Source organism: Tenacibaculum pacificus (genome assembly GCF_027941775.1).
Classification (GTDB): Bacteria; Bacteroidota; Bacteroidia; order Flavobacteriales; family Flavobacteriaceae; genus Polaribacter; species Polaribacter pacificus_A.
On record NZ_CP115917.1, the window covers coordinates 731,627 to 756,709 of the forward strand.

General features: G+C 28.8%; 21 protein-coding genes and 2 pseudogenes. 12 read left to right on the forward strand and 11 right to left on the reverse strand.

Features of this window, described 5'->3' with window-relative positions; genetic code table 11:
- Positions 1-38 precede the first annotated feature (38 nt).
- Positions 39-1,967, forward strand: a complete 1,929-nt coding sequence (locus tag PG913_RS03370) for a M48 family metalloprotease (RefSeq protein ID WP_271231621.1) — start codon at positions 39-41, stop codon at positions 1,965-1,967.
- A gap of 83 nt (positions 1,968-2,050) precedes the next feature.
- On the opposite strand, the gene PG913_RS03375 is transcribed toward PG913_RS03370, so the two are convergent.
- The gene (locus PG913_RS03375) at positions 2,051-3,220 is read right to left on the reverse strand and encodes a histidine decarboxylase (RefSeq protein WP_271231622.1); all 1,170 of its coding nucleotides are present in this window, start codon (positions 3,218-3,220) and stop codon (positions 2,051-2,053) included.
- Between the two features lie 402 nt (positions 3,221-3,622).
- Positions 3,623-6,478, reverse strand: coding sequence for an aminomethyl-transferring glycine dehydrogenase (gene gcvP / locus PG913_RS03380; protein ID WP_271231623.1), 2,856 nt, complete (start codon positions 6,476-6,478; stop codon positions 3,623-3,625).
- A gap of 226 nt (positions 6,479-6,704) precedes the next feature.
- Between gcvP and PG913_RS03385 the strand changes: the two genes are divergently transcribed.
- The 11 genes and pseudogenes from PG913_RS03385 to PG913_RS03435 all read left to right on the forward strand — a co-directional run bounded on the left by PG913_RS03385 (position 6,705) and on the right by PG913_RS03435 (position 17,361).
- Positions 6,705-7,421: a hypothetical protein gene (locus PG913_RS03385; RefSeq protein WP_333780786.1), complete on the forward strand. Its 717-nt coding sequence runs from the start codon at positions 6,705-6,707 to the stop codon at positions 7,419-7,421.
- A 96-nt stretch (positions 7,422-7,517) separates the two neighbouring features.
- Positions 7,518-9,407 (forward strand): phosphoglycerate dehydrogenase, encoded by a 1,890-nt coding sequence (serA, locus tag PG913_RS03390; RefSeq protein ID WP_271231624.1) that lies wholly within the window; start codon positions 7,518-7,520, stop codon positions 9,405-9,407.
- A 94-nt stretch (positions 9,408-9,501) separates the two neighbouring features.
- Positions 9,502-10,765, forward strand: a pseudogene (gene kynU, locus PG913_RS03395) (kynureninase).
- A gap of 19 nt (positions 10,766-10,784) precedes the next feature.
- Positions 10,785-11,213 carry a hypothetical protein gene (locus PG913_RS03400; protein WP_271231625.1) on the forward strand — a complete coding sequence of 143 codons (429 nt, stop codon included), beginning with the start codon at positions 10,785-10,787 and terminating at the stop codon, positions 11,211-11,213.
- Positions 11,214-12,609, forward strand: a pseudogene (locus PG913_RS03405) (FAD-dependent oxidoreductase). It abuts the gene before it with no gap.
- 38 nt (positions 12,610-12,647) lie between these two features.
- A complete protein-coding gene (locus PG913_RS03410; RefSeq protein ID WP_271232124.1) occupies positions 12,648-13,073 on the forward strand; it encodes a RidA family protein in 426 nt (141 codons plus the stop codon).
- A gap of 48 nt (positions 13,074-13,121) precedes the next feature.
- Entirely contained in the window at positions 13,122-14,564 is a 1,443-nt protein-coding gene (locus tag PG913_RS03415; RefSeq protein WP_271231626.1) for an aldehyde dehydrogenase, read from the forward strand.
- Complete coding sequence (locus PG913_RS03420) at positions 14,557-14,775, forward strand: DUF6500 family protein (protein ID WP_271231627.1); 219 nt, start codon at positions 14,557-14,559, stop codon at positions 14,773-14,775. Before PG913_RS03415 ends, PG913_RS03420 begins: the two co-directional genes overlap by 8 nt.
- Before the next feature lie 2 nt (positions 14,776-14,777).
- Positions 14,778-15,554, forward strand: coding sequence for an SDR family oxidoreductase (locus PG913_RS03425; RefSeq protein WP_271231628.1), 777 nt, complete (start codon positions 14,778-14,780; stop codon positions 15,552-15,554).
- 111 nt (positions 15,555-15,665) lie between these two features.
- Positions 15,666-16,196, forward strand: a complete 531-nt coding sequence (locus PG913_RS03430) for a 3-hydroxyanthranilate 3,4-dioxygenase (RefSeq protein ID WP_271231629.1) — start codon at positions 15,666-15,668, stop codon at positions 16,194-16,196.
- Between the two features lie 79 nt (positions 16,197-16,275).
- A complete protein-coding gene (locus PG913_RS03435) occupies positions 16,276-17,361 on the forward strand; it encodes an amidohydrolase family protein (protein ID WP_271231630.1) in 1,086 nt (361 codons plus the stop codon).
- 105 nt (positions 17,362-17,466) lie between these two features.
- Here PG913_RS03435 and PG913_RS03440 read toward each other — a convergent pair whose 3' ends face one another.
- The 9 genes from PG913_RS03440 to PG913_RS03480 all read right to left on the reverse strand — a co-directional run bounded on the left by PG913_RS03440 (position 17,467) and on the right by PG913_RS03480 (position 25,046).
- Positions 17,467-18,807 (reverse strand): TolC family protein, encoded by a 1,341-nt coding sequence (locus PG913_RS03440; RefSeq protein WP_271231631.1) that lies wholly within the window; start codon positions 18,805-18,807, stop codon positions 17,467-17,469.
- 56 nt (positions 18,808-18,863) lie between these two features.
- On the reverse strand, positions 18,864-20,111 hold the full coding sequence (locus tag PG913_RS03445; protein ID WP_333780787.1) for an HlyD family secretion protein: 1,248 nt from the start codon (positions 20,109-20,111) through the stop codon (positions 18,864-18,866).
- 120 nt (positions 20,112-20,231) lie between these two features.
- Positions 20,232-21,896: a peptidase domain-containing ABC transporter gene (locus PG913_RS03450; RefSeq protein ID WP_271231632.1), complete on the reverse strand. Its 1,665-nt coding sequence runs from the start codon at positions 21,894-21,896 to the stop codon at positions 20,232-20,234.
- On the reverse strand, positions 21,883-22,566 hold the full coding sequence (locus PG913_RS03455; RefSeq protein ID WP_271231633.1) for a TetR/AcrR family transcriptional regulator: 684 nt from the start codon (positions 22,564-22,566) through the stop codon (positions 21,883-21,885). Before PG913_RS03455 ends, PG913_RS03450 begins: the two co-directional genes overlap by 14 nt.
- Positions 22,567-22,755: 189 nt before the next feature.
- Positions 22,756-23,385, reverse strand: a complete 630-nt coding sequence (locus PG913_RS03460) for a YceI family protein (RefSeq protein WP_271231634.1) — start codon at positions 23,383-23,385, stop codon at positions 22,756-22,758.
- Positions 23,386-23,390: 5 nt separating this feature from the next.
- Positions 23,391-23,648, reverse strand: a complete 258-nt coding sequence (locus PG913_RS03465) for an acyl-CoA-binding protein (protein WP_271231635.1) — start codon at positions 23,646-23,648, stop codon at positions 23,391-23,393.
- 8 nt (positions 23,649-23,656) lie between these two features.
- A complete protein-coding gene (locus PG913_RS03470; protein ID WP_271231636.1) occupies positions 23,657-24,451 on the reverse strand; it encodes a phosphatidate cytidylyltransferase in 795 nt (264 codons plus the stop codon).
- Positions 24,452-24,454: 3 nt separating this feature from the next.
- Positions 24,455-24,619, reverse strand: coding sequence for a hypothetical protein (locus PG913_RS03475; RefSeq protein ID WP_271231637.1), 165 nt, complete (start codon positions 24,617-24,619; stop codon positions 24,455-24,457).
- A gap of 160 nt (positions 24,620-24,779) precedes the next feature.
- Positions 24,780-25,046, reverse strand: a complete 267-nt coding sequence (locus tag PG913_RS03480; RefSeq protein ID WP_271231638.1) for a hypothetical protein — start codon at positions 25,044-25,046, stop codon at positions 24,780-24,782.
- Positions 25,047-25,083: the final 37 nt, after the last annotated feature.

Here is a 25,083-nt window from a genome sequence, read left to right on the forward strand (position 1 = left end):
GTTTGCCAGTTACTAGCGTAAAAAGTGAGGTTTTTAAATTGTCTAAAAATAATGAGTATTATATATTATTGACAAATTTTAGAACGCAAATAGTTATAATAAATGAAGAGCAAGAAACAGTGTTTTTTGATATTTCAAAATACGAATTAATATACAAAGAGAAAATAGGTAAAGATTATATATCTAGCGATAAATTTTCATTTTACACAGAATTTTGGAATAGTAATTTACTTGCTTCGATACAACATATTTTAAGAAAGATAACTTCTAACAGAGTTGCTATTTTTACAGATGTTTTATGGAATAATTATGCGAAAGGAGAAAAAGAAATAGCGAATATAGAAGCGATGTATCATTTCGGATACAAGCAAACCAATATTACCAAGACTTTATTTAAAGCAATATTAGTTCCTGCTTTTACCAAAAAAGAATTTACAGAAACAGCCTTAGAAGAATGTGCTTTATTTGATTTAATTCAAGCGAATATAAATACAGGAACTATAATTACAGCGATTTTTACTGAATGGGAAATATCTTTAAAGGAACAACTGAAGTTTTTATCTTTTTTAATATCGAATAAAGAATGTTTTACGTTGATTAACATCACCGATTTTTATGATAAATTAGTTGAAACCTTTATAAATGATAAGAAAAATAAAAAAGATATTGAATTCAATCTAAAATATATTGATTATTTAAAAGAAACTGAGCAATCTTATAAAGCGATTCCTTTTGCTGAAAAAGTCTTATCTGAATTAGAAGAAAATAGCATTCTCGAAATGTTATCCGATAATAAAATAAATATTATAGGAGGTGAAGACGTTAATTTAATCCGTATAAAAATTTTAGAAGACTTAGTGTTTTTTAAAAAAGAAATAGGTGAAGCTTATAAAACTGAATTAGTAGCGTTAGCAGTAATGCAACCTTTGTTATTATCGCGTATAAAGGAATTAAAAACATTAAATGATTTTAGAATTACTGAAAAAGCAAATACGATTATAAGCTTATTTGAAACTTTAGATTTTTTTACAGATTCTAAAGAAGCTTCAATTATTTTAAGTAAAGAATATTCAAAAGAGTATTTGTACGATAAAGTATTTCCGAAATGTTTTAAAGAAGAAAAAGGTTTTTTAGATAGTTTTACCAAAATTATAGCACAAGTAGATGGACCTGATTATAAGGAAGTACTTAAATTTTCAGAAAAAATAACAAATCAAAATTACCCGATAGTACATGAGGTTTTTGAAACTGTAAAAACGTCTTTATCATTGCCTAATATTCAATGTTTTTTAGGAAGAGGTGATTATTCAGGTAGTTTAATAGGAGTAGAAAATACTCCTGATTTTTTATTAATCGGTTCTGATTATCTGAAAATTTCAAGTAATACTTATTTATCAAAAGTAGAATTGCAATTTGCAATGACACTTGAATTGAGCCATATTTTATTTGAGCATACCAAAATTACTTCTGGCGATGTTTGGAGAGGCGCAAAAAATAAAAGTGTTGATATGGTTCAAACACTACTTGTTGCACTTCCTATTTTGGGTTCTTTAGGTGGCGTTTTAGGTAAATTATCTAGTGTATCGAATTTTTCTAAAGTTTTTAATAATATTGATAAGGTAACGAATGTTTTAGATAAAGGACAATTATTTATTGAATATGGAAGTAAAATAGAAAATGTTATTTCTAAAGATACAGAAAAAGAGAGAAGTTTATTAATAACATCAAGGTTAATGGAGGTTTCAGCTGATAGTATCGGTTTGTTACTTACAGAAAATTTAGAAGCTTGTGTACGTACTATGTTTAAAGTGTCGGCAAATTATAATGTTATTAAAGAAATTATAGATACTAAAGGAATTTTTTACTTTTTAAATTTAAAAAATGAAAAAGACGAGTTTATTAATCAAGAATATGTTTTTAGATTAAAATCACTTTTAAGTTTCTATCTTATTACAGATTTTGAATAATATTTTTTTGAAAATAAACATGATATTAAAACAAAAAAACCTCACTAATTAAGTGAGGTTTTACTATTTACTTGTAATATAAGTTAACTTAATGAGTAATCAAAAGTAGCTTCTTCTTCAATAGTAGGTTCTGTACAGTTTTTTATATCGTTGATAAAATTATCAATTTGTGTTTTTGTTACGTTTGGCATACAGATTACATGTGAAATATCGCCTTCGGTTGCTAATTGCCATTTATCTTTAATTGTTTTAGATGTTTTAGGTAAAACTACTGTAATAGCATTAGGGTTTCTCCACGCTTTAATTCCAATATTATTTAATTCTTTTTCACAATATTCAGCAACTTCTAAACTATTTTGATAGCGTTTTTGTAAACCTTCTACACCTAATTTTTTTAAGGCATACCATAAAAATAATGGAGAATGTCCGTTACGAGAACCTGTTATAGTCGTATCTAACGAGCCGATATACGAAATTCCTTTTGCTATGCGATCTCGATTAGAACGCTTTGCCATTAATACGCCTGTTGGAATTGGAGAGCCAATAAATTTATGTCCGCTAATAGAAATACTATCTGCGCCATCCATAAAATCGAAGGGTAAGCGAGGTTGCATAAAAGCACCAAATGAACCTGCTAAAGCAGCATCGCAATGAATATAATTATCTTGAATAGCTAGGTTACCTAAAATGCGTTTTATTTTAGAAATATCATCTTTTGCTTCTTTCATTGTTGTTCCAAAAGTAGCCAACACAATTACAGGTTTATGACGATTCATTCGTACGGTACTTTCAAAATCTTCATAATCTATTTCTCCGTTTTCTTGCGATTTTATAACAATACTAGGAATGTTTAATAAATGAATGTTTTTACGAATACTATAATGTGTAGATTCTGAATAATAAACAATTGCCTTTGGATATAATTCACGAGCAAGATATAAACCGTATAAATTACTTTCAGAACCTCCGTTGGTTACATATCCCCAAAAATCTTTAGGATTTGCTCTAAATAATTTGGCGAAAAAAGCAACAACTTCACGTTCCATTTCGTGTGTTTGTACTTGATAAGTTCCTTTTTCAAAGGGATCACCTAGATTGTTGATAGGAAACTGAAAGAATTCGTTTAAGTCAGAATAATCAAAATCTTTTGAAACAGGATATCCTAAAAAACTATCACGAGCCGTTGTTAATTGTTCTTTAAGCCTATTTAATTTTTGTTGATTTTCTTCGGATAAATTTTTAAAACCTGCCATCTTTATGATATTTAGCCATCAAAAGTAGTTGAATGGATAATATGAGTCAGTTTTTATGTTAAAGTTTAGATTATTTTTCTGTTTATTTTATTTATTTAGATAAAAAATCTAAAATTATGTTTTTGGAATACTTTTAATAGAAAAAACACAGTTTTATAAAGATATTATTTTCTGATAAAAAAGGTGAATTCATGCACTTTTTTTAAGGTTGTTCAGGTTTTTAGCCCCGATTGAAGCAATTGTTTGAGCTCTTTTTTGTTTTTTTCTTTTAAAAACAAAAAAAGCGAGTGCGGAAAGCGGGAATAGCTTCAAATAAAATTAATAGAGAAAAATAATTTCAAAAAAAAACCTCACCATTTCTGATGAGGTTTTCGAATTTATAAAAAATTTATAAAGAAGATTTTAAGCTTCTTCATCAATATAATCTTCAATTGGGTTACAAGAACAAATTAAGTTTCTGTCTCCAAAAGCATCATCTACTCTACGAACAGAAGGCCAGAATTTGTTATCAGCAACATAATCTAAAGGAAATGCCGCTTGTTTTCTAGAATATGGTAAAGACCATTCATCAGAAGTTAACATATCTTGTGTATGTGGTGCATTTTTTAAAGGATTGTTAGCATCTTCTTTGGTTGCATTTGCAATTTCTTTACGAATAGCAATCATTGCATCACAAAAACGATCTAATTCTCCAACACTTTCAGATTCTGTTGGCTCAACCATAATAGTTCCTGCAACTGGGAAAGAAACTGTTGGTGCGTGGAAACCGTAATCCATTAAACGTTTAGCTATATCAACAACTTCGATTCCGTTTTCTTTAAAAGAACGACAATCTAAAATCATTTCGTGCGCAGCTCTGTTCATTTCACCAGAATACAACGTTTCATAATGCCCTTGTAAACGCTCTTTAATATAGTTTGCGTTTAAAATAGCTAATCTAGTTGAGTTTGTTAATCCGTCAGCACCTAACATAGTTATGTATCCGTAAGAGATTAAACAAGCTAAAGCAGACCCCCAAGGAGCAGCAGAAATAGCCGTAATAGCTTTTTCTCCACCAGTAGGAATTAACGGGTTTGTAGGTAAAAATGGTACTAATTGAGGAGCAACACAAATAGGTCCAACTCCTGGTCCACCACCACCGTGAGGAATAGCAAATGTTTTATGTAAGTTTAAGTGACAAACATCTGCACCAATAGTTGCAGGATTTGTTAAACCAACTTGCGCATTCATATTTGCACCATCCATGTACACTTGTCCACCGTTATCGTGAATAATTTGTGTAATTTCTTTAATAGCTCTTTCGTAAACTCCATGTGTTGAAGGGTACGTTACCATTAATGCAGCTAAATTATCTTTATGCTTTTCAGCTTTAGCACGTAAATCTTCAACATCAATATTTCCTCTTTCATCAGTTTTGGTAACAACCACTTTCATACCAGCCATAACTGCTGATGCTGGGTTTGTTCCGTGTGCCGATGCAGGAATTAAACAAATATTTCTGTTAGTATCTCCGTTAGCTTTGTGATAAGCACGAATTACCATTAATCCAGCAAATTCTCCTTGAGCACCAGAATTTGGCTGTAAAGAAGTTCCTGCAAAACCAGTAATAACATTTAATTGCTCTTCTAAGTTCTTTAAAACTGTTTGGTATCCTTCAGCTTGATTTAATGGTACAAATGGGTGAATATTTCCCCACTGAGCATTACTTAAAGGTAACATTTCAGAAGCAGCATTTAATTTCATTGTACATGATCCTAAAGAAATCATTGAATGATTTAAAGCTAAATCTTTACGCTCTAATTTTTTGATATAACGCATCATATCAGTTTCTGAATGATACGTGTTAAATACTTCGTTTTCTAAGAAAGGAGTACTTCTTAATACATTAGGAGCAATTACTTCTGTTGAAGTATATTCTGTAACGGTAGTATTTTTAATATTGAAAGCTTCTGAAAAACAAGCAACAATTGCATTGATTTCTTTAAAACTAACAGTTTCATTTACTGAAATAGAAATATGATTATCATCAATATAATTAAAGTTGATGTTATTTGCTTCAGCAACAGTACGTAATTTTTTTGCTTCAACTTCAACTAAAATAGTATCGAAATACGATTTATTTTTTTGTTTGAAACCTAGTTGTTCTAAAGCAGTAGCTAAAGTATTTGCTGTTGTATGAACTCTATCAGCAATATATTTTAAACCATCTTGACCATGATACACAGCATACATACCAGCCATAACAGCTAATAATACTTGTGCAGTACAAATGTTAGAAGTAGCTTTTTCACGTTTAATATGTTGTTCACGTGTTTGTAAAGCCATACGTAAAGCACGCCCACCGTCAACATCTTTAGTAACACCAATTACACGACCTGGAAGACTACGTTTGTAAGCTTCTTTTGTAGCAAAGTAACCAGCGTGAGGTCCTCCATATCCTAAAGGAATTCCAAAACGTTGTGTTGTTCCTACAACTACAGCAGCTCCAAATTCACCTGGTGCTTTTAATTTTACTAATGATAAAATATCAGCAGCAACAGCTACTTTTATATTTTTTTCGTTACAGTTTGCAACAAATGAAGTATAATCAGATACTTGACCATGTTTTCCTGGGTACTGAATAATAGCTCCAAAAAACTCTTCTGAAAAATCAAATTCTTCACGGTTTCCGATAACTAATTCAATTCCGATAGGAATAGAACGGGTTTGTAAAACTGATAATGTTTGAGGTAAAATATCTTCAGAAACAAAGAATTTATTAACGCCTGCTTTTTTCTGAGCACGTTCACGTACGTCAAATAATAAAGCCATAGCTTCAGCAGCAGCAGTTGCTTCATCTAATAAAGAAGCATTTGCAAGTTCCATACCTGTTAAATCACAAACCATAGTTTGATAATTTAATAGCGCTTCTAAACGACCTTGAGCAATTTCTGCTTGATACGGAGTATAAGCAGTATACCAACTTGGGTTTTCTAAAATATTACGTAAAATTACACTAGGCACAATAGCTTCGTGATATCCTAAACCGATATAACTCTTAAAAACTTTATTTTTAGCACCTAATTCGTTAATATGACTTAAATATTCATATTCACTCATTGCAGCATCTAAATCTAATTCGTTTTTAAGGCGAATATCATCAGGAATAGTTTCAAAAATTAATTGATCTATACTATCAGCTTTGATAGTTTTTAGCATTTTATCTTGACCCTTCGAGTTAGGACCAATATGTCTTAGTTGAAATGAATTTGTGTTCATCCTGTGTTGTTTATTTTTAGTGGTTCAAAAATAACAAAATTGTGTAGTTTATATCCCTTTTTTTCTTTTAAAATTGATAAGTTATTAACTTAATGAATAGGTTATAAACATAAAAACTATTTTTGTGGCATTGAATCCTTTAAAAAAACTTTTTAATTTTTATATAAATTCTAGTTTTCACGTAGCTTTAGCGGTGTATTCTTTTGTGCGAATTACAGAGCTATATTTGAGATTAACTCATAATGAATCATTAGATTATTTTCTCTTTTTCGGAACAATTACAGGCTATAATTTTGTAAAATATGCGGGTGTTGCTAAATTACATCACAGAAGTCTGACAACACATCTAAAAATAATTCAGATTTTTTCGTTGGGCTGTTTTTTGCTGATGTGTTTTTACGCAAGTAAATTAAGCACGCAAACATTACTATTTTTCTCGCCTTTCGGATTGTTAACTTTCTTATATGCAGTTCCTTTTTTAAGTGGATTTCAAAAAAACTTACGAAGCATAAGTTATTTAAAAATAGTAATTGTTGCTTTAGTTTGGACGGGAGCTACTGTTTTTTTACCGATTTTTGATATTGATGGTCAGTTTACAAACCAACTTTATTTAATAGGGATACAACGTTTTTTACTTGTTGTAGTTTTAATTTTGCCTTTTGATATTAGAGATGTAAAATACGATGCTGTTTCTTTACAAACAATTCCAAAAAAAATTGGGATTAAAAAAACCAAAAAACTAGGATATATTTTACTCTCACTTTGTTTACTGATTGAATTTATAATAACACCAAATCCTGATTTTAAACGAGTGTTTTTATTCGTTTTTACCGTTGTTTTAGTTTTATTGATGAGGTCATCAGATAAAAAATCTAATTATTATACCTCATTTTTTGTCGAATCAGTTCCTATTATTTGGTGGATACTGTTATTAATGGCTTGATTTTATTATTGATAAAAAACATAAAACTTATTATTTTTATAACATCATTAACTAATATCATTTGTATTTTTGGTTACTCACTTGTAATATAATACTATGGCACTAAAAAGAAGTTTTGTTTTCGATTTTGATAGTACGCTAACAAAAGTAGAAGCATTAGATGTTTTAGCAGAAATTACTTTAATCGGAAATCCGAAGAAAGAAGCAATTATTAATGAAATAATAGCAATAACAAATCAAGGAATTGATGGCGAAATATCCTTTACGGAATCTCTAGAAAAACGTATTCGATTATTAAATGCTAAAAAAACTGATTTACCTTTATTGATTAAAGAATTAAGGCAAAAAGTTTCTCGTTCGATAGAAACTAATAAAGCTTTTTTTAAAGATTTTTCAGATGATATTTACATTATATCCGCAGGTTTTAAAGAGTTTATAGTTCCGATAGTTGCCGAATATAATATTCCTTCGGAAAGAGTGTATGCAAATACTTTTCAGTTTGATGAAAATGATGTAATTATTGGTTTTGATACTGAAAATCCACTTTCAAAACACAATGGAAAAATTGAGTGCTTACAAAACTTAAATTTAACTGGAGAAATACAAGTTATTGGAGACGGTTATAGTGATGCCGTAACTAAAAAAGCAGGTGTTGCAGATACTTTTTTTGCCTATACTGAAAATGTACAAAGAGCAAAAACAATTGAAAATGCCGATCATATTACGCCTAATTTAGATGAATTTTTATACCTAAACAATTTGCCAAGAAATATATCATATCCAAAGAATAGAATCAAAATTTTATTATTAGAAAACGTACATTCTGATGCGTTTACCAAATTAACAGCCGATGGTTTTACAGTAGAAACTGTATCAAAAAGTTTATCCGAAGAAGAATTAATTATCAAGTTAAAAGATGTTCATGTTTTAGGAATTCGCTCAAAAACACAAGTAACAAAAAAAGTAATTGAAGCTGCGGATAAATTAATGGTTGTCGCTGCTTTTTGCATTGGAACAAAACAAATTAATTTAGATGCTTGTCAAGAAAATGGTGTAGTTGTTTTTAATGCTCCTTATAGTAATACTCGTTCGGTTGTTGAGTTAGCGATTGGTGAAATTATTATGTTAATGCGTAGTGTTTTTCAACGAAGTACAGAAATTCATAATGGTAAGTGGAATAAAACAGCGCAAGGTTCAAGAGAGGTTCGTGGTAAAAAATTAGGAATTGTTGGCTATGGAAATATAGGAAAACAATTATCTGTTTTAGCTGAATCTTTAGGTATGGATGTTTATTATTATGATGTTGAAGATACTTTAGCTCTAGGAAATGCTAAAAGAATAACGACATTAAAAGAATTATTAAATATTTCGGATGTAATAACTTTACATGTTGATGATAACGCTGCTAACAAAAATTATATTGGAGCAGAAGAGATTGCTCAAATGAAAGATGGTGTTCATTTAGTAAATCTTTCTCGTGGATTTGTGGTAAATATTGATGCTTTAGTTGATGGATTAAAATCGGGTAAAATTGCAGGAGCTGCTGTTGATGTATATCCTGAAGAACCTGCAAAAAATGGCGAGTTTTACACTCCTTTAAAAGGTTTGCCTAACGTAATTTTAACGCCTCATGTTGGCGGAAGTACAGAGGAAGCTCAAAAAGATATTGCCGATTTTGTGCCAAGTAAAATAATGGCATACATGAATTCTGGAAATACTGTTGATGCTGTAAATTTTCCAAATATCAGATTACCACGTCAAACAAATGCACATCGATTTTTACATATTCATAAAAATGTATCAGGAGTTATGGCAAAAATCAATAAAGTATTGGCTAAATATGAACTGAATATTACAGGTCAATATTTATCGACAGATGCTAAAGTTGGTTACGTTATTACCGATGTAAATAAAATATATGATGATGAAGTAATTACTAAACTTCGTAAAATAGAAGGAACGATTAAGTTTCGAATTTTATATTAAATATTTAAAACAAAAAGAAAGCTATTTGATAAATTACTAATAGATTAAAAAATGATTGTTTTATCTTTGAAAAACAATCATTTTTTTTATTTAGATGGATTATCAAAACACATTAGACTACGCACAACAACAAGACAAAGAAGATAAGTTAGCACACTTGCGCAATCAATTTCATATTCCGAAAGATAAAAAAGGTAACGACTGGTTATATTTTACAGGAAATTCATTAGGATTACAGCCTAAATCAACAAAAAAATATATCAATCAAGAATTAGATGATTGGGCAAAATATGGCGTAGAAGGTCATTTTGAAGGAGAAACTCCTTGGTTACCTTATCAGTGAATTTTTAACCGAAAACATGGCAAAAATAGTGGGAGCAAAACCACTAGAAGTTGTTGTTATGAATACTTTAACTACAAACTTACATTTGTTGATGGTGTCTTTTTATCAGCCTACCAAAAAGAAATATAAAATTGTAATAGAATCTGATGCTTTTCCTTCGGATAGATATGCGGTACAATCGCAATTAAATTTTCATGGTTTTGATGCATCCGAAGGTTTAATAGAATGGAAACCAAGAAAAGGCGAAGAATTATTAAATATTGAAGATTTAGAAACAATTATTTCTGAACAAGGAGATGAAATCGCATTGCTATTAATTGGCGGTGTAAATTATTACACAGGACAATATTTAGATTTAAAGCGAATTGCTGAAATAGGGCATTCAAAAGACTGTTTTGTAGGAATTGATTTAGCACACGGAGCAGGAAATATTTTTCCCGAATTGCATAATTCAGGCGTAGATTTTGCAGCTTGGTGTACTTACAAATACTTAAATTCAGGACCTGGAAGTTTAGCAGGATTATTTGTTCACGAAAAACACGCTACTAATAAAGAGTTACCTCGTTTTGCAGGTTGGTGGAATCATAACAAAGAAACACGTTTTAATATGCGTCAACCTTTTGATGTAATGGCTGGTGCTGAAGGTTGGCAATTATCGAATCCTCCAATATTATCAATGGCAGCAATTAAAGCTTCTTTAGATATGTTTGCAGAAGTAGGAATGGAAGCTTTGCGAGAAAAATCAGAAAAATTAACTGGATATTTTGAGTTTTTAATCAACGAAATAAATTCAGAACATATTAAAATTATCACACCATCAAATCCAAAAGAAAGAGGGTGTCAATTATCTATTCAAGTTAAAAATGCAGATAAAAATTTACACAAAAAGCTAACCGAAAATAATATTATTACCGATTGGCGTGAGCCAGATGTTATCCGTTGCGCACCAACGCCAATGTATAATTCTTTTGAAGATGTTTATAAAATGGTAAGTATTTTAAAAGGATTGTTATAATAAATTAATTATTTGTGAAATGAAAAAAATTATACTTCTTTCTTCTGTTTTATTTTTAATGAATTGTTCTTCTGCTAAAATTTGTAAAAGAATTACAGAAGAAACTTTAGTTTACACTTTTAATAACGAATTAAATATTTTAGAAAAAGGAGGACATTATAAAAATGAATTTGGAAATATTTTAATAGAAGATTGTTCAATTAAAAATAACATTCTGAACCTCACATTAAAGATTATTGATGTTTATGGAGAGGAAGATGAAGAGCAAAATATTAAAGTGTATCTTTTTCAAAAAGAAGAATTAGGTTTTAAAGAGAAGTTACTACTAAAAGAAAGTTTTAATTCTTCTCTAATTAATTTGAAAGTTAGTAAAAATAGTAAGACACAAAATCTAATTGTTTTCAAGTTTAATAATTCTTGGGAGAATATAATTATTAAGAGATTATAAATGAATAAAAAAGACAATATATTAATAATAGGTGCAGGTTTATGTGGAAGTTTATTAGCTTTACGATTGGCACAAAGAGGATACAAAGTCGCCGTATATGAAAGCAGACCTGATTTAAGAACTATTGATATTTCAGCGGGTCGTTCTATAAATTTAGCATTATCCGACCGAGGATTTAAAGCCTTGCGTTTAGCGGGTGTTGCCGAAAAAGCTCGTGAAATTTGTATTCCAATGTATGGAAGATTGATTCATGATATTGAAGGAAATACATTTTCATCAAATTATTCGGGTAGAGATAACGAATGTATCAATTCAATTTCAAGAGGAGATTTAAATGCTATTTTATTAACAGAAGCCGAAAAACATTGAAAATGTAACTATTCATTTTAATAAAAAATGTACATCTATAAATATCGAAAATACAATAGCACACTTTAAAGATTATCATACAAAAGAAGAGTTTTTTATAAATGCTGAGGTAATTTTTGGTACTGATGGAGCTGGTTCTGTTTTGCGTAAAAGCTACTATTTAGAACGAAAATTCTTGTTTAGTTATTCTCAGAATTATTTATCTCACGGATATAAAGAACTTGAAATTCCTGCGGATAAAATAGGGAATCATCAAATAAGTAACGAGCATTTACATATTTGGCCTCGTGGTGCGTATATGTTAATTGCATTGCCAAATATGGACGGTAGTTTTACTGTTACGCTGTTTTTAAGTTATGATGAAGGAAAATATAATTTCAATAATTTAACATCTGAAGAAAAAATAACCGAGTTTTTTGAAACACAATTTCCTGATGCGTTAAAATTAATTCCGAGTATTAAAGAAGAGTTTTTAAATAATCCGACAGGAGCTTTGGGAACGGTAAAATGTTCGCCTTGGCATTATCAGAATAAAACCATTTTATTAGGAGATGCAGCGCACGCAATCGTACCATTTTACGGACAAGGAATGAATGCTTCTTTTGAAGATATTACAGTTTTTGATGAAATTCTTAATCAAAATTTAGGCGATTGGGAAACTGTTTTTAAAACTTACGAAAAAATAAGAAAAGAAAATACGGATGCTATTGCCGATTTAGCAATTGATAATTTTCACGAAATGAAAAATCATGTTGCTAATCCGTTATTTAAGGAAAAGAGAAAATTAGAAATGGATTTAGAAAAAGCGTTTCCAAATGAGTATTTTTCTAAATATTCGATGGTTACTTTTAAAGAAGATATTCCATATTCAGAAGCAATGAAAAAAGGACGTGCTCAAGATAAAGCATTGTTAAATTTGGTAGCTGATTCTGATTTTAAACAAACTGATAATTTACGTGATATTCTTAAAAAAGTACAAGAAGAAACAACAGAAATTTTAAAGGAAGATAAAATAGCAGGATTGTAAAAATAATTTAGATTTTATCGATTTTTAAAATCGATGAGATTTATTATCTAACAAATAAAAATGGAAAAAAAGTAACACCAAGAGGAGCGTATCCACATGTAAAAGTTGTCGGAGATTTTATTTTTGTATCAGGAACAAGTTCACGTAGAGCAGATAATACTATTGCAGGAGTTGATATTATTGATGAAATGGGAACAAAGTACTTAAATGCAGAAACTCAAACACGTGAAGTTTTAAAAAATATTGATAAAAATTTACAAACGGTAGGCGCAAGTATAAAAGATGTTGTTGATGTTTCTACATTTTTGGTAAATATGAATGATTTTGCAGGATATAATAAAGCGTATGCCGAGTTTTTTGATAAAGAAACAGGTCCAACTCGAACTACTGTTGCTGTACATCAATTACCGCATCCTGATTTGGTAGTGGAAATTAAAGTTACAGCTTATAAGAAAGTGAACTAAACGATATATTATAGGTTTTAAAATCTATAAGATTTAGAGAATCAAAATATGAATATCAAAAATTATATAAACGGTGAATTTATCAATCCAATTCAAAATAATTGGATACATAATTATAATCCATCAATTGGAGAAATATATGGGCAAATTCCTAATTCAACAAAAGAAGATGTAGCACTTGCATACGAATCAGCTGAAAAAGCATTTCCAAGTTGGTCGAATACAACTTTAGAAGAACGAAGCGTTATTTTATCAAAAATTTCAGAATTGATAAAAGAAAAGTTGACTTTTTTAGCTGAAGCGGAATCTAAAGATAATGGGAAACCTATCAGTTTAGCAAAACAAATTGATATTCCAAGAGCAGCAAGTAATTTTCAGTTTTTTGCAAATGCTATAACGCAGTTTTCTTCGGAAGCGCATGAAAGTGTTGGTTTAAATGCGATGAATTTTACTTTACGTCAGCCAATTGGAGTTGTTGGTTGTATTTCGCCTTGGAATTTGCCGTTATATTTATTTACGTGGAAAATAGCACCAGCCATAGCCGCGGGAAATTGTGTCGTTGCTAAACCAAGTGAAATTACACCAATGACAGCATATTTATTAGGTGAAATTTGTACTGAAGCAGGTTTGCCGAAAGGAGTTTTAAATATTGTTCACGGATTGGGAATAACTACAGGAAAGGCAATTGTTGAGCATCCGAATATAAAAGCAATTTCTTTTACAGGTGGAACTACAACAGGAGCAAATATTGCTAGAGTTGCAGCCCCGATGTTTAAAAAATTATCGTTAGAGTTAGGAGGAAAGAATCCGAATTTGATTTTTGCCGATTGTGATTATGATAAAATGTTAGCAACGACTGTTAAATCTTCATTTGCTAATCAAGGGCAAATTTGCTTGTGCGGAAGTAGAATTTTTGTAGAAGAAAAAATATACGAACAATTTAAGAAAGATTTTATTCAAAAAGTATCTGAATTAAAAGTAGGGAATCCTGCTAATAATGACACAAGTATTGGTGCTTTGGTATCAAAAGAGCATCTAGAAAAAGTAAAATCATATATTGATATTGCTGAGCAAGAAGGCGGAAAAATTCTTTTCGGAGGAAATAAAGTCATCGTAAAAGGATATGAAAATGGTTATTATTTACAACCGACAATTATTGAAGTTTCTGATAATAAATGCAGATTAAATCAAGAAGAAATTTTTGGTCCTGTAGTTACTATTATGTCTTTTAAAACCGATGAAGAAGCTTTGACTTTGGCAAATAATGTTAAATATGGGTTATCGGCAACGCTATGGACAAATAATTTAAATAGAACGATGCAATTATCAAAACAATTAAATACAGGAATTGTTTGGGTGAATACTTGGTTATTAAGAGATTTGAGAACGCCTTTTGGCGGACAAAAACAAAGTGGCGTAGGAAGAGAAGGAGGTTTTGAAGCACTTCGTTTTTTTACAGAACCTAAAAATATTTGTATTAGCTATGAATAAAGAAATAAGACAAAAAATTATTGAAGTTTGTGATGCTAAAATTGATAAAAAAGGAACAAATGTAGGCTTATCTTTCTATGCATTTTTTAAGAATAAAAATGATAATCCGAAGTTATTAATAGAAGTTGCAAAATGGTGGATTGAAACACATCAATTAGATCATTTTGAAAAAGCTGTTAAAATTAAAACAATAATTCAAAATAACGATTAGATATGAATTTAAATATACAAAATAAAAATGCCTTAGTTTGCGGAAGTACTCAAGGTATTGGTTTAGCATCGGCAATTGGTTTAGCTAACGAAGGAGTAAATATAACTTTAGTTGCTCGTAATGAAGAGAAACTAAAAAAAGTGTTAGCAGAATTACCAAATGATAATCAAAATCATGATTATATAGTTGCTGATTTTTCTAATCCGAAGGAATTAAAAGAAAGAATTGAAGCTTCAAAATTGAATTTTCATATTTTAGTAAATAACACAGGAGGTCCTGCCGGTGGCGCTATTTTTAATGCCGAATTATCAGAATTTGAAAACGCTTTTACACAGCATTTAAAATGTAATCATGTGTTAGTACAAGCAGTTGTTCCGTTTATGAAAGATGCTGGTTTTGGTAGAGTTATCAATATAATATCTACATCAGTAAAACAACCTTTGGATGGTTTAGGAGTTTCAAATACTATTCGTGGTGCGGTTGCTAGTTGGTCTAAAACATTGGCGAATGAATTAGGTGCGTTTAATATCACGGTAAATAATGTATTACCTGGTGCTACAGGAACAGAAAGGTTAAAAGAAATTATCAATAATAAAGCAGAAAAAATAGGTTTGTCTGTTGAGGTCGTTTCTCAAAATATGATGAACGCTTCACCTGCCAAACGTTTCGCAAAACCTGAAGAAGTTGCTAATGCAGTAGTATTTTTAGCAAGTGAAAAAGCTAGTTTTATTAATGGAATAAATGTTCCTGTTGATGGTGGAAGAACGAAAAGTTTGTAAATAAAAACGAAATTTGCGTTAGGGATTGAAGCGGCATCCTTTTTATAATTTTTTTTATAAAAAGATATAGCGGAAAGCCCGACCTTTAGGGAACGCCCAAAATATATAAATATGAATTTAGTACAGCCTTTAAATTTTAAAAAGTGGATTGATGAAAATCGTCATTTATTAAAACCGCCCGTTGGAAATAAACAGGTGTGGGATAATGGCGATTATATCGTAATGGTTGTTGGAGGACCTAACAATAGAAAGGATTATCATTATAACGAAACTCCAGAATTTTTTTATCAGGTACAAGGGGATATGGTTCTGAAAATTATTGATGATAAAGGCAAAATGATTGATGTAGAAATTAATGAAGGAGATATTTATTTATTGCCTGCTAAAGTTCCGCATTCGCCACAACGTAAAGAAAATACTGTTGGTTTGGTTATTGAATATCCAAGGTCGGAAGGAATGTTGGATGCATTAGAATGGTATTGTGAAAATTGCGGAAATCAGTTATACAGAGAAGAGTTTTCTTTAGATAATATTGAAACTGATATGCCTGTTATTTTTGATAAATATTATTCTGATGCTCAAAAATGTACGTGTTCTAATTGCGGAACAATTATGAATCCTCCGAATAAAATTAAAAAATAAAGATGTTGTTTGATAATATAAAAACAGCGTAATTTATAGTTAAAAATATTGCAACGATTATTGCCAAATAATAAAAGAAATGGAAAAACGTAAACTACGAATAAACGGACATTCACATTTATTACCTTATCCTGAGCAAATACCTCAGTTTATGAAGGAAAAAGAAATTTTTTGGGTAGATGATGAGCGTAAACATATGTTACAAAAAGGTTGGAAACGTCCTGTAACAGATTCTAGTTTTTTCTTAGATGAGAAATTACGTTGGATGGAAAAAAATAAGTTAGATCATGCGGTGGTTTTAAATTTATCGCAATTATATGGTAACGGATTGCGTTTGGAAGAAATGAAAAAAGCTTTGCGTTTTCAGAATGATTTTAACGCAAAAGTACAACACGATCATCCTGATAAATTTACTTGTGGTTTTGTAGTTCACCCTGGTTTTATTTACGGTGCTTTGTATGAAATGGAACGTTGTGTTGAAGAATTAGGTTTAAAAGTTTTATGCTTACCAACGCATTTTATGGATTCGATAGGGCAGTGGCGTTGTGTTTTTGATAAAGAAAATGACCGTATTTTTGAATTAGCTGATAAGTATAAACTAGCTATTGAAATTCATCCGTATGATGGTGATAAAATGATAAAATTAGAAAACACAAATTGGCGTTTTCATTTAATTTGGATGTTGGCACAATGTGGTGATGCGTATCATTTTTATACGTTAAACGGAATGCAAGAGCGTTTTAAAAATATCAGAACTTGTTTTGCGCACGGCGGACAATTGGCACAAATGAATTTAGGACGTAGGATTCAAGGTTTTGATGGTCGTCCTGATTTATTTGAAGGAAAAACGCATCCAAGAAAAGCGGTTGGTCATCCAAATATTTTCTTTGATACCTTGGTACATGATACCGATTCGTTAAAATTAATGATTGATAAACAAGGGTCGAATCAAATTATTATGGGCTTAGATGATCCGTATCCGTTAGGAGAAATGGAAAATGATGCACAATCTTCTTATCCTGGGAAATTGTTAGATTTAGCTATTGATAGAGATATTATCAATGAAAAACAATATCACGAAATTTGGGAAGATAACACCTTACGTTGGTTATTTGGTGATGATGAAAAAGCAAAACAAGATTTAATAACAAAGATTTTAGGCTAATTTTTTTAGACTATTTTTAATATATCAACAAAAAAACACCGCTTTATTACAAGTTTAGTTCTTGTTACAAAGCGGTTTTTTTATAAATGAAAAATAAATTATTATTTAGATATCTGTTAATTTACCCAGTAATTTGAGTAGCTTACTTTTTGTTTTAGCGTATTCATATTCGTTTTTTATGGCTTTTAAATTAGTTTCAATTAATTTAACTTCTCTGTAATTTATTAAAAATAACGAGCTTTCACCTAACGAAAATTTTCGTTCTTCACTTTTAACAATTGTTTTGTAATTGTTAACTAAGTTTTTTAAGATATTGTGTTGTTTTTCGTACGATTCAATTTCTTGTTTGGTAGCTTTAATTTTATTTTGTAAAATTATTTTTGTTGATGAAATTTCAAAATCTAAATCTTGTAATTTTATTTTTGCAATTTTTAAATCACCTCTAGATTTTCTTAAAAATAACGGAACACTAACTTGCAACGAGTTTTTGTAATTTGAAGCGTTAAAAGAATCAAAATTATTTACTTCTGATGATAATAAATTATACTGAAAATCTATTTTAGGAAGTAGGTTGTTTATTTTTAATCGTTTATTTATCTGTAAATTATTCTTTTTTAAGGCTAATAATTTTAACTTCGGATGTTGTTCTAAATCGTTTTTATCTAAATCAATTTCCGATGTTTTTAATAGCTTATCAACTTTAGAAAATGTTTTAACATCAGGAATCATAGTGTTTTTTAATTCCATAGGAATATTATTATTAATCCACAAATAATTCGAAAAAGCTAACTTTGATTTTAAATGTTTAATACGTGCTTTTTCTAAATCTAATTTTCTGTTTTCAAGATTTATACTTGTTTCTAAAGTATCTACGGCAGCTTTATCACCTGCTTTAAAATTTTTAATAACATTCTTGTGTCTTATCGTTGCATTGGCATAATAATTTTTAAACACACTATATTGTTGATAATATTGTGTCCAATTTAAGTATGCCGAAATAGCATCAAACAAAACATTATTAACTAATAACTGCTGTTCTAATCCACTTTGTTTGGTATATATTTTGGCTTTTTTTAACGTAGCCATTCTTTTATTGATAAATAAATTTTTAGCTAACGGAATAGATATTCCTACATTATACAAACCATTTTTAGGAGTTTTATATTGAGGATTTAAATACTTACCCGAATTATTTTCATAGCTTCCTTTTAACTCAATACCATACCAAGTAGGAATTTTAAAAGATGAAACCAATGTTTTATAATACTCGGTATCTTTAAAGTTTTTATTACTGTAATCAACTTCAATTTTAGGGTCAAAACTACCTCTAGCTTTTAATAATTTTGCTTGATTTGTATTAACAATAAGTTTTGCTTGCTTTATAATAGGATGATATTTTTTTACATATCCTAAACTTTCTTCTAAAGAAAGTGTGTTGTTAGGCATATTTTGAGAAAAGGAAACAAAACTTATAAATAGATATAAAAAGGATATATTTTTCATTATTTCTTTTTCTTTGAATCGGTTGTTTTTGCGTTTGGCTGATAAAAATTAGGCGGAAAACTGTTAATTTGTCGCCATAATTCATACCAAATAGGTACATTTTCTAAAAGCGCAATTGTTTTTGCTCCTGAGCCGACTCTAATAGCTTTTGGCCGTGGTTGTTTATCATTATTAGGAACAATTAATGCTCTGTATTTACCATTACTACTAATAAAATTTTCGATAGCAATAATTTTAGCTTCATAAGTTCCAGATGACATATTAGGCCATCCACTAAAAACAATTGCAGGCCAACCATCAAACTGAACACGTACTTTTTCATTGATATGTATCAACGGTAAATCGATAGGTTTTATATACATTTCTACTGCTAAATCGTATATAGCAGGCATAATATTTATTAATTGTTCGCCTTCTTTAAAAGTTTCTCCAATACCTGATTTTATTGCCTTATTTATGTAGCCATCAAGTGGAGCCGTTATATATAATAAAGAGCTTCTTTTATTATAATTAGCTAGGCTTGTTTGTAGTTTAGAAACTTGAACTTCTGTTTCGTATGCGCCAGATTCAGCAGTGTATAAACTACTTTGTGCTTTTGATAATTTATCAGTATAAGTAGCCATTATTCCTGAAATAGCTAATTGTGCATTGATAATATTGTTTTTAGAAGTTAACAATTTGTTTTTCTGAGAAATAATTTTAGCTGAAAATTCTTGAAGTTTTGCACTTTTTTCTTCAACATCTTTAGTAGCTTTTAAACCTTCTTTTTGTAAAGTAAAAGTTCTATCATATTGAATTTTGGCGATATTTTGTTTTAAAATAACGGTTTCTAAATCAATACTATCAGTTTTAACTTTTAAGTAAGCTTGTTGTAATTTGTTTTTTGCTTGTTTCGATTTTAATTGTTGTTCGTTTCTTATCGCTGAAATTTGTCTTTTTAAAGCGCCTATTTTATTACCATACGATTTACCAGAAAGACTTTTAGAATTTAATTGATTTCCTGTTCTTTCGGCAAGTTTTGCATCAAAATAATTACTTTTTATTTCAGAGATACGTAAAATAGTATCGCCTTTTTTTACAAAATCACCTTCTTGCACAAACCATTCTTCAATTCTTCCAGGAATTTGAGATTGCAAGGTTTGTGGTCGTTGATTAGGTTTTAAAGTAGTAACATTACCTGTGCTAGAAACATTTTGAGTCCATGGTAAAAATAAAGTAACAATTATTGCGAATAAAAAGAATAACAAAAATTTTCTAAATAATTTATGATGCTCTTTTTTAAATATTTTTTTCCTGATTTAAAATCAGCCAAATTAATTTGATTAGAAATACTATTATTAGATATATTTAACATTATCTCTTATAATTTATTGGTTAATGATAATTCCTTTATTAAGTGTAATTTTCTTATTACATTTTTCTTCCCATTTATCATTACTACTAACAATAATTAAGCTCCAATTTTGCGCAGGATTTGTAATAAAATCTATAATTTTAGTGGCTTCTTTCTTTTCTATTTGATCTAAAGGATCTTCTAAAATTAAAAGTTTAGGGGTTTTTATAATTGCTCTTGCTAAAATTATTTTTTTGGCAACTGTGTAACCAATATTTCTACCTTCAGGTTTTAGGTAAGTATCTAAACCGTTAGATTGATATTTTAAAAAATTAGTTAAACCAACAATATCAAATATTTCATAAATTTTATCATCTGTAATTGTTTTATCACCAAAAGTTACATTTTGTCTGATAGTACCTTTAAAAGGTGTTTCTTCGGATAATGATAAACCAAGGTTTGCTCTGTAATCATTTATAAGTAAGCTTTTTATTGATAAATCATTTACAAAAATGTTTCCTGATGATGGCTCAATTAATCCTGAAATTAATTGTACTAAGTTTGATTTAGCAGAACTACTTTCGCCTTGAATTAGTATTCTGTCTTTTGGTTTTATAACAAATGAAATGTCTTTTAAAATAGGGTTGTCTTTTCGATAAAGAAAGTATGAAATATTTTGAATTTCAATAGTAAAAGGTTTTAAGTTACTAACTTTACTACCTTTTTGATTTTCAATAGGTTTATCTATTACTTGTCCTAGTTTTTCAATAGAAGTTAATACATCGTAAAATGATTCTAAACCTAAAATTAATTTTTCAACAGAGCTTATTACTAATAAAATAATTATTTCTGCGGCAACAAATTGTCCGATATTCATTTTTTGATTTAAAACTAAAAAACCTCCCATCAATAATAAACCAGCTGTTACAATAACTTTAAAACTAATCATTTGAATGTATTGAATGATTAATATTTTAAAATGACTTTCTCTTGATTTTAAATAATCAGAGACTAAGTTGTCGCTTTTATCTAAAGCTAATTTTGTTTTTCCTGATAATTTAAAACTGATAATTGTTCTGGCTATTTCTTGTAACCAATGTGCTACTTTATATTTATTTTTAGATTCATTTAAACTAGTTTCTAATCCAATTTTAGCAGTGTATTTAAATACAATGTAAATTAATAATAGTAGTAAAAATCCGAATAAAATAAAAAAAGGATGATAAAATGATAATAATAATAAAGCAAAAATAATTTGTAAAAAAGCCGAAGGAACATCAATTAAAACTTTTGAAATTCCTTTTTGAATGGTAAGTGTATCAAAAAAACGATTGGCTAATTCAGGGGGATAATAATTTCTTAATTCGCTCATTTTTATTTTAGGAAAACGATAACTAAGTTCTAAAGACGCTCTTGTAAAAATACGTTGTTGTATGGTTTCTATAATTCTAATTTGCATTAGTTTTAATACGCCACTAAAAGCTACGCCACCTGTAACAAGTATTACAAGTACTACCCACGATGCTGAAATTTCAGCTCCTTGTAATAAATTGATAATTGCTTGTATTCCTAAAGGAAGTGATAAAGCTACAATTCCTTCAAATATTGCGTAATAAGATATTTGTAAAATATCTTTTTTTTCTAATTTTAAAAGTCCTAAAAAACGTTGCCAAGGTGTCAATGGATTATTTCCTGTCATTTGAAAGCGTGTTAAGAGTTAAATCAATAAAAAATGAAGTTGGAGAAATAGCATTGTCGCAATTTGTTAGCGATTTAAAATGTTGCTTAATAAATTGTTGATGCAATGCACCTTCAATAATTGTACTAGCTAGTGTAAGCGGATGCTGATAGCTATTGTTATAATTGCTTATTATATCAGCTAAACGTTTTACAACTTCTTTATATAATTTAAAAAAACCTTCTTTATTTTCGGTATCAACTTCTTTTGTTGAATATGATTTAGAGTTCTCATTAATTATAATTAAGTTTAATAAAACCTCATTAATATGCGAGAAATTACTGTCTTGTTCGGTTGTTTTAGTAAGTACTTCAATAGCTTTTATTAATTTTTCTTCTGAATTATTAATACTGTAAGTTTCTATAACTAATTGATATTGTATCCAACCCCAATACCAAGAAGTTAAATAGACAAGTAGTTTGTGTTTACTTTCAAAATATCTGTAAATAGAGCTTTCATTAGAGCCGATTAATTTACCTAATTTTTTAAAATTGAAGCTTTCAAAACCAATATCTTCTATTAATTTAATACTGTTTTCTATAATTCGTTTGCCTAAATCGGATGTTTCAGGGTCTTTAATATATATCCCAACAGGGATTTCAATTTTAATATTTGATAGAAAAGTTTTCATAAGTAAAAATTATATCCGCAAATATAATAGTATTACTATTAAGTAAGGGTGTTGTTGTGTTAATTTAATGATAAATTGTTATTAATTTTTTTTGATATAAAATTTATAAAGAATTATTAAGGAAATATACAACATAAAAAAAGCCTTAGATTTTAATCTAAGGCTTTTTTATGTTGTATAAAATGAGTTTTATTTAAAAGTAGATGTTATATTAATAGCTACTTCATTCCATGTTTTAGAAACTCCATCAGCTCCTTTGTGTAAGTCTTTACAAACTTCATTTAAAGATGCTAAAGCTTTTTCTGCATTCCAATCTGAAATTTTTAAAGTAGTTTTTAAGTTAAAAACCTTATCGTTTACAGTATATTTAAAAGGAAGTTTTTTTGTAACTCCGTTCATAGTTATATTAGAATAACCTATTGAATCATTTTCTAAGACTAATTTTCCTGAAAGTAATTTTGTATTATCCATAATACCGAAAAAGAATTTTTTTATTTTAAAATCTCTTCCACTATCTTTTGTGAAAATACTACTTACAGGGATAGAAAATTCGGTATTGTTAATTGCTTCTTTAATAGTTTTTCCTTCACCGTTAGAAGTTATTGTTATTTTTTCAAAACGACCATTAACAGGTTTTTTCTCAGTTGTTTTATATGCTGTCCAATTTATTTTATTATCTGCATTTTGTACTGAAAAATTTGCTTTAATTGCTACTTTAGTTTCTTTTTTTACAATTATTTCTTTTTTTTCTTCTGATTTACAAGAAACAAAGTTACCAATTGCAACAAGTACGAATAAAGAGTAAATGATTTTTTTCATGATAATTATTTTATAAATAAATTTACTAGATTGATATATTCTTGTTTTGCTTCATCTTCACTCATACCTTTTAATTGAACCCAAGCATTAAATTTAAAAGCATTTCTTAAATCATTATTAGCATTAAAAGTGAATTTATCCCCTTTAATAGCCTGTTTAGAATAAGCATAAAACTTAAGCATAACATCAGGAGGTAGCTTTTTTTTAAAGTTAGAAGCTTTTTTGTATGCTTCTTCAAATGCTATGTCTAAATTATTTGCCATAAAAAATATTACATTATATAATGTATATACAAATATACGAAGGGAGCAAGGAAAAACAAACTATCAAGCCTATCTAATAATCCTCCATGTCCTGGCATAATAGTACCACTGTCTTTAACGTTGGCTTGTCTTTTAAATTTTGATTCGACTAAATCGCCTAAAGAACCAAATATAGCTACAATAATTGCTATAATTATCCAGTTTAAAACTAAAAATTGATTTGCATATGTTCCTATTAAAAAAGCTAGTAATACTGCAAATAATAAACCACCAATAAAACCTTCAATTGTTTTTTTAGGAGATACAGATTCAAATAATTTATGTTTTCCAAAGTTTTTACCAACTAAAAATGCAAAACTATCATTTGTCCAAATTAATAAAATGATATATATAATGATATTTGGATGATATTCATTTGCAATAAAAGGTAATTTTATTAAAAAATAAAAAGGTAAAATTAAATAAATACTATGTAAAACTAGTTTTTTTAGTCTTGTATTTGTTTTTATTGGTTTTGTACTTATCAGATAATAAAGTAATCCGATTACTCCAATTAAAGAGAAACTAATTAAAAAAATATTAAAATAAAATGGTATTTCTATAGTTGATATATAGATGCTAAAAGCTAAAATTAGATAAGGGATTACATTTTTTATAGCAAGTATTCTTGAGAATTCAAAAACACATATAGCTGAAAAAATAGCAATTAATCCTATATATGATTGTGCTGAAAAAAGAATAGCAGAAATAAAAATGATTGCATAAACAAGTCCTGAAATACTTCTTGTTATAATATTGCGCATAGTTTATAAATCTTCAAAGAGAAGTAGATATAAATTTTTTGAGTTACTATTACCATAACTTAAAAAACTTTCGTCTTCAACCTCTATTTTATAGTTTGTTATTGAACTAATGTTTGTAGGGATATTACCACTAAAATGTGCTTTTATACCTGTTAATCCTTCGCTCATATTTTTTACCAATTGACTTGTTGTTGCGTATACAATAAAGTTTTCTGAGTGAGAAGGTAGTTTTTCACTACCTAATTGATTAGATGAAAATAAAATATCACCATTATTGGCAATTAAGTGTTCGCAAGAAGTAAAAAAAGGTGTAGATTTAGAGTGTTTTTCAATGGATATAAGTTCCTGTTTTTCTAGTAATCTTTAAAAGATTAAAATCAGAACAAGTAACTTCTTTCCAGTTGTTTTCTTGTAAAATCTGGATTAAATTTATAGATACTTCATCCATTGAAGTACAATATAAAAATTTACCACCTTTATTAATAAAGTTATGTACAAAGGAATCATCTAATGATAAATTAACTTCCTGTTCGTTAATTAATTTATCATTAGATGATTTTTGATATGATTGATATAATTTTTTAAAAAAGTTCATTCAAATAAAAACTATTCTTCAATTATTGGATTTGTTT

Coding starts and splice junctions, on each gene's coding strand:
- gcvP (WP_271231623.1), bottom strand. CDS start 6,478: ATGAACACAAATTCATTTCAACTAAGACATATTGGTCCTAACTCGAAG.
- PG913_RS03455 (WP_271231633.1), bottom strand. CDS start 22,566: ATGAAAACTTTTCTATCAAATATTAAAATTGAAATCCCTGTTGGGATA.
- PG913_RS03475 (WP_271231637.1), bottom strand. CDS start 24,619: ATGAGCGAAGGATTAACAGGTATAAAAGCACATTTTAGTGGTAATATC.
- PG913_RS03415 (WP_271231626.1), top strand. CDS start 13,122: ATGAATATCAAAAATTATATAAACGGTGAATTTATCAATCCAATTCAA.
- PG913_RS03470 (WP_271231636.1), bottom strand. CDS start 24,451: ATGCGCAATATTATAACAAGAAGTATTTCAGGACTTGTTTATGCAATC.
- serA (WP_271231624.1), top strand. CDS start 7,518: ATGGCACTAAAAAGAAGTTTTGTTTTCGATTTTGATAGTACGCTAACA.
- PG913_RS03430 (WP_271231629.1), top strand. CDS start 15,666: ATGAATTTAGTACAGCCTTTAAATTTTAAAAAGTGGATTGATGAAAAT.
- PG913_RS03480 (WP_271231638.1), bottom strand. CDS start 25,046: ATGAACTTTTTTAAAAAATTATATCAATCATATCAAAAATCATCTAAT.
- PG913_RS03465 (WP_271231635.1), bottom strand. CDS start 23,648: ATGGCAAATAATTTAGACATAGCATTTGAAGAAGCATACAAAAAAGCT.
- PG913_RS03450 (WP_271231632.1), bottom strand. CDS start 21,896: ATGACAGGAAATAATCCATTGACACCTTGGCAACGTTTTTTAGGACTT.
- PG913_RS03440 (WP_271231631.1), bottom strand. CDS start 18,807: ATGCCTAACAACACACTTTCTTTAGAAGAAAGTTTAGGATATGTAAAA.
- PG913_RS03460 (WP_271231634.1), bottom strand. CDS start 23,385: ATGAAAAAAATCATTTACTCTTTATTCGTACTTGTTGCAATTGGTAAC.
- PG913_RS03400 (WP_271231625.1), top strand. CDS start 10,785: ATGAAAAAAATTATACTTCTTTCTTCTGTTTTATTTTTAATGAATTGT.
- PG913_RS03420 (WP_271231627.1), top strand. CDS start 14,557: ATGAATAAAGAAATAAGACAAAAAATTATTGAAGTTTGTGATGCTAAA.
- PG913_RS03425 (WP_271231628.1), top strand. CDS start 14,778: ATGAATTTAAATATACAAAATAAAAATGCCTTAGTTTGCGGAAGTACT.
- PG913_RS03375 (WP_271231622.1), bottom strand. CDS start 3,220: ATGGCAGGTTTTAAAAATTTATCCGAAGAAAATCAACAAAAATTAAAT.
- PG913_RS03435 (WP_271231630.1), top strand. CDS start 16,276: ATGGAAAAACGTAAACTACGAATAAACGGACATTCACATTTATTACCT.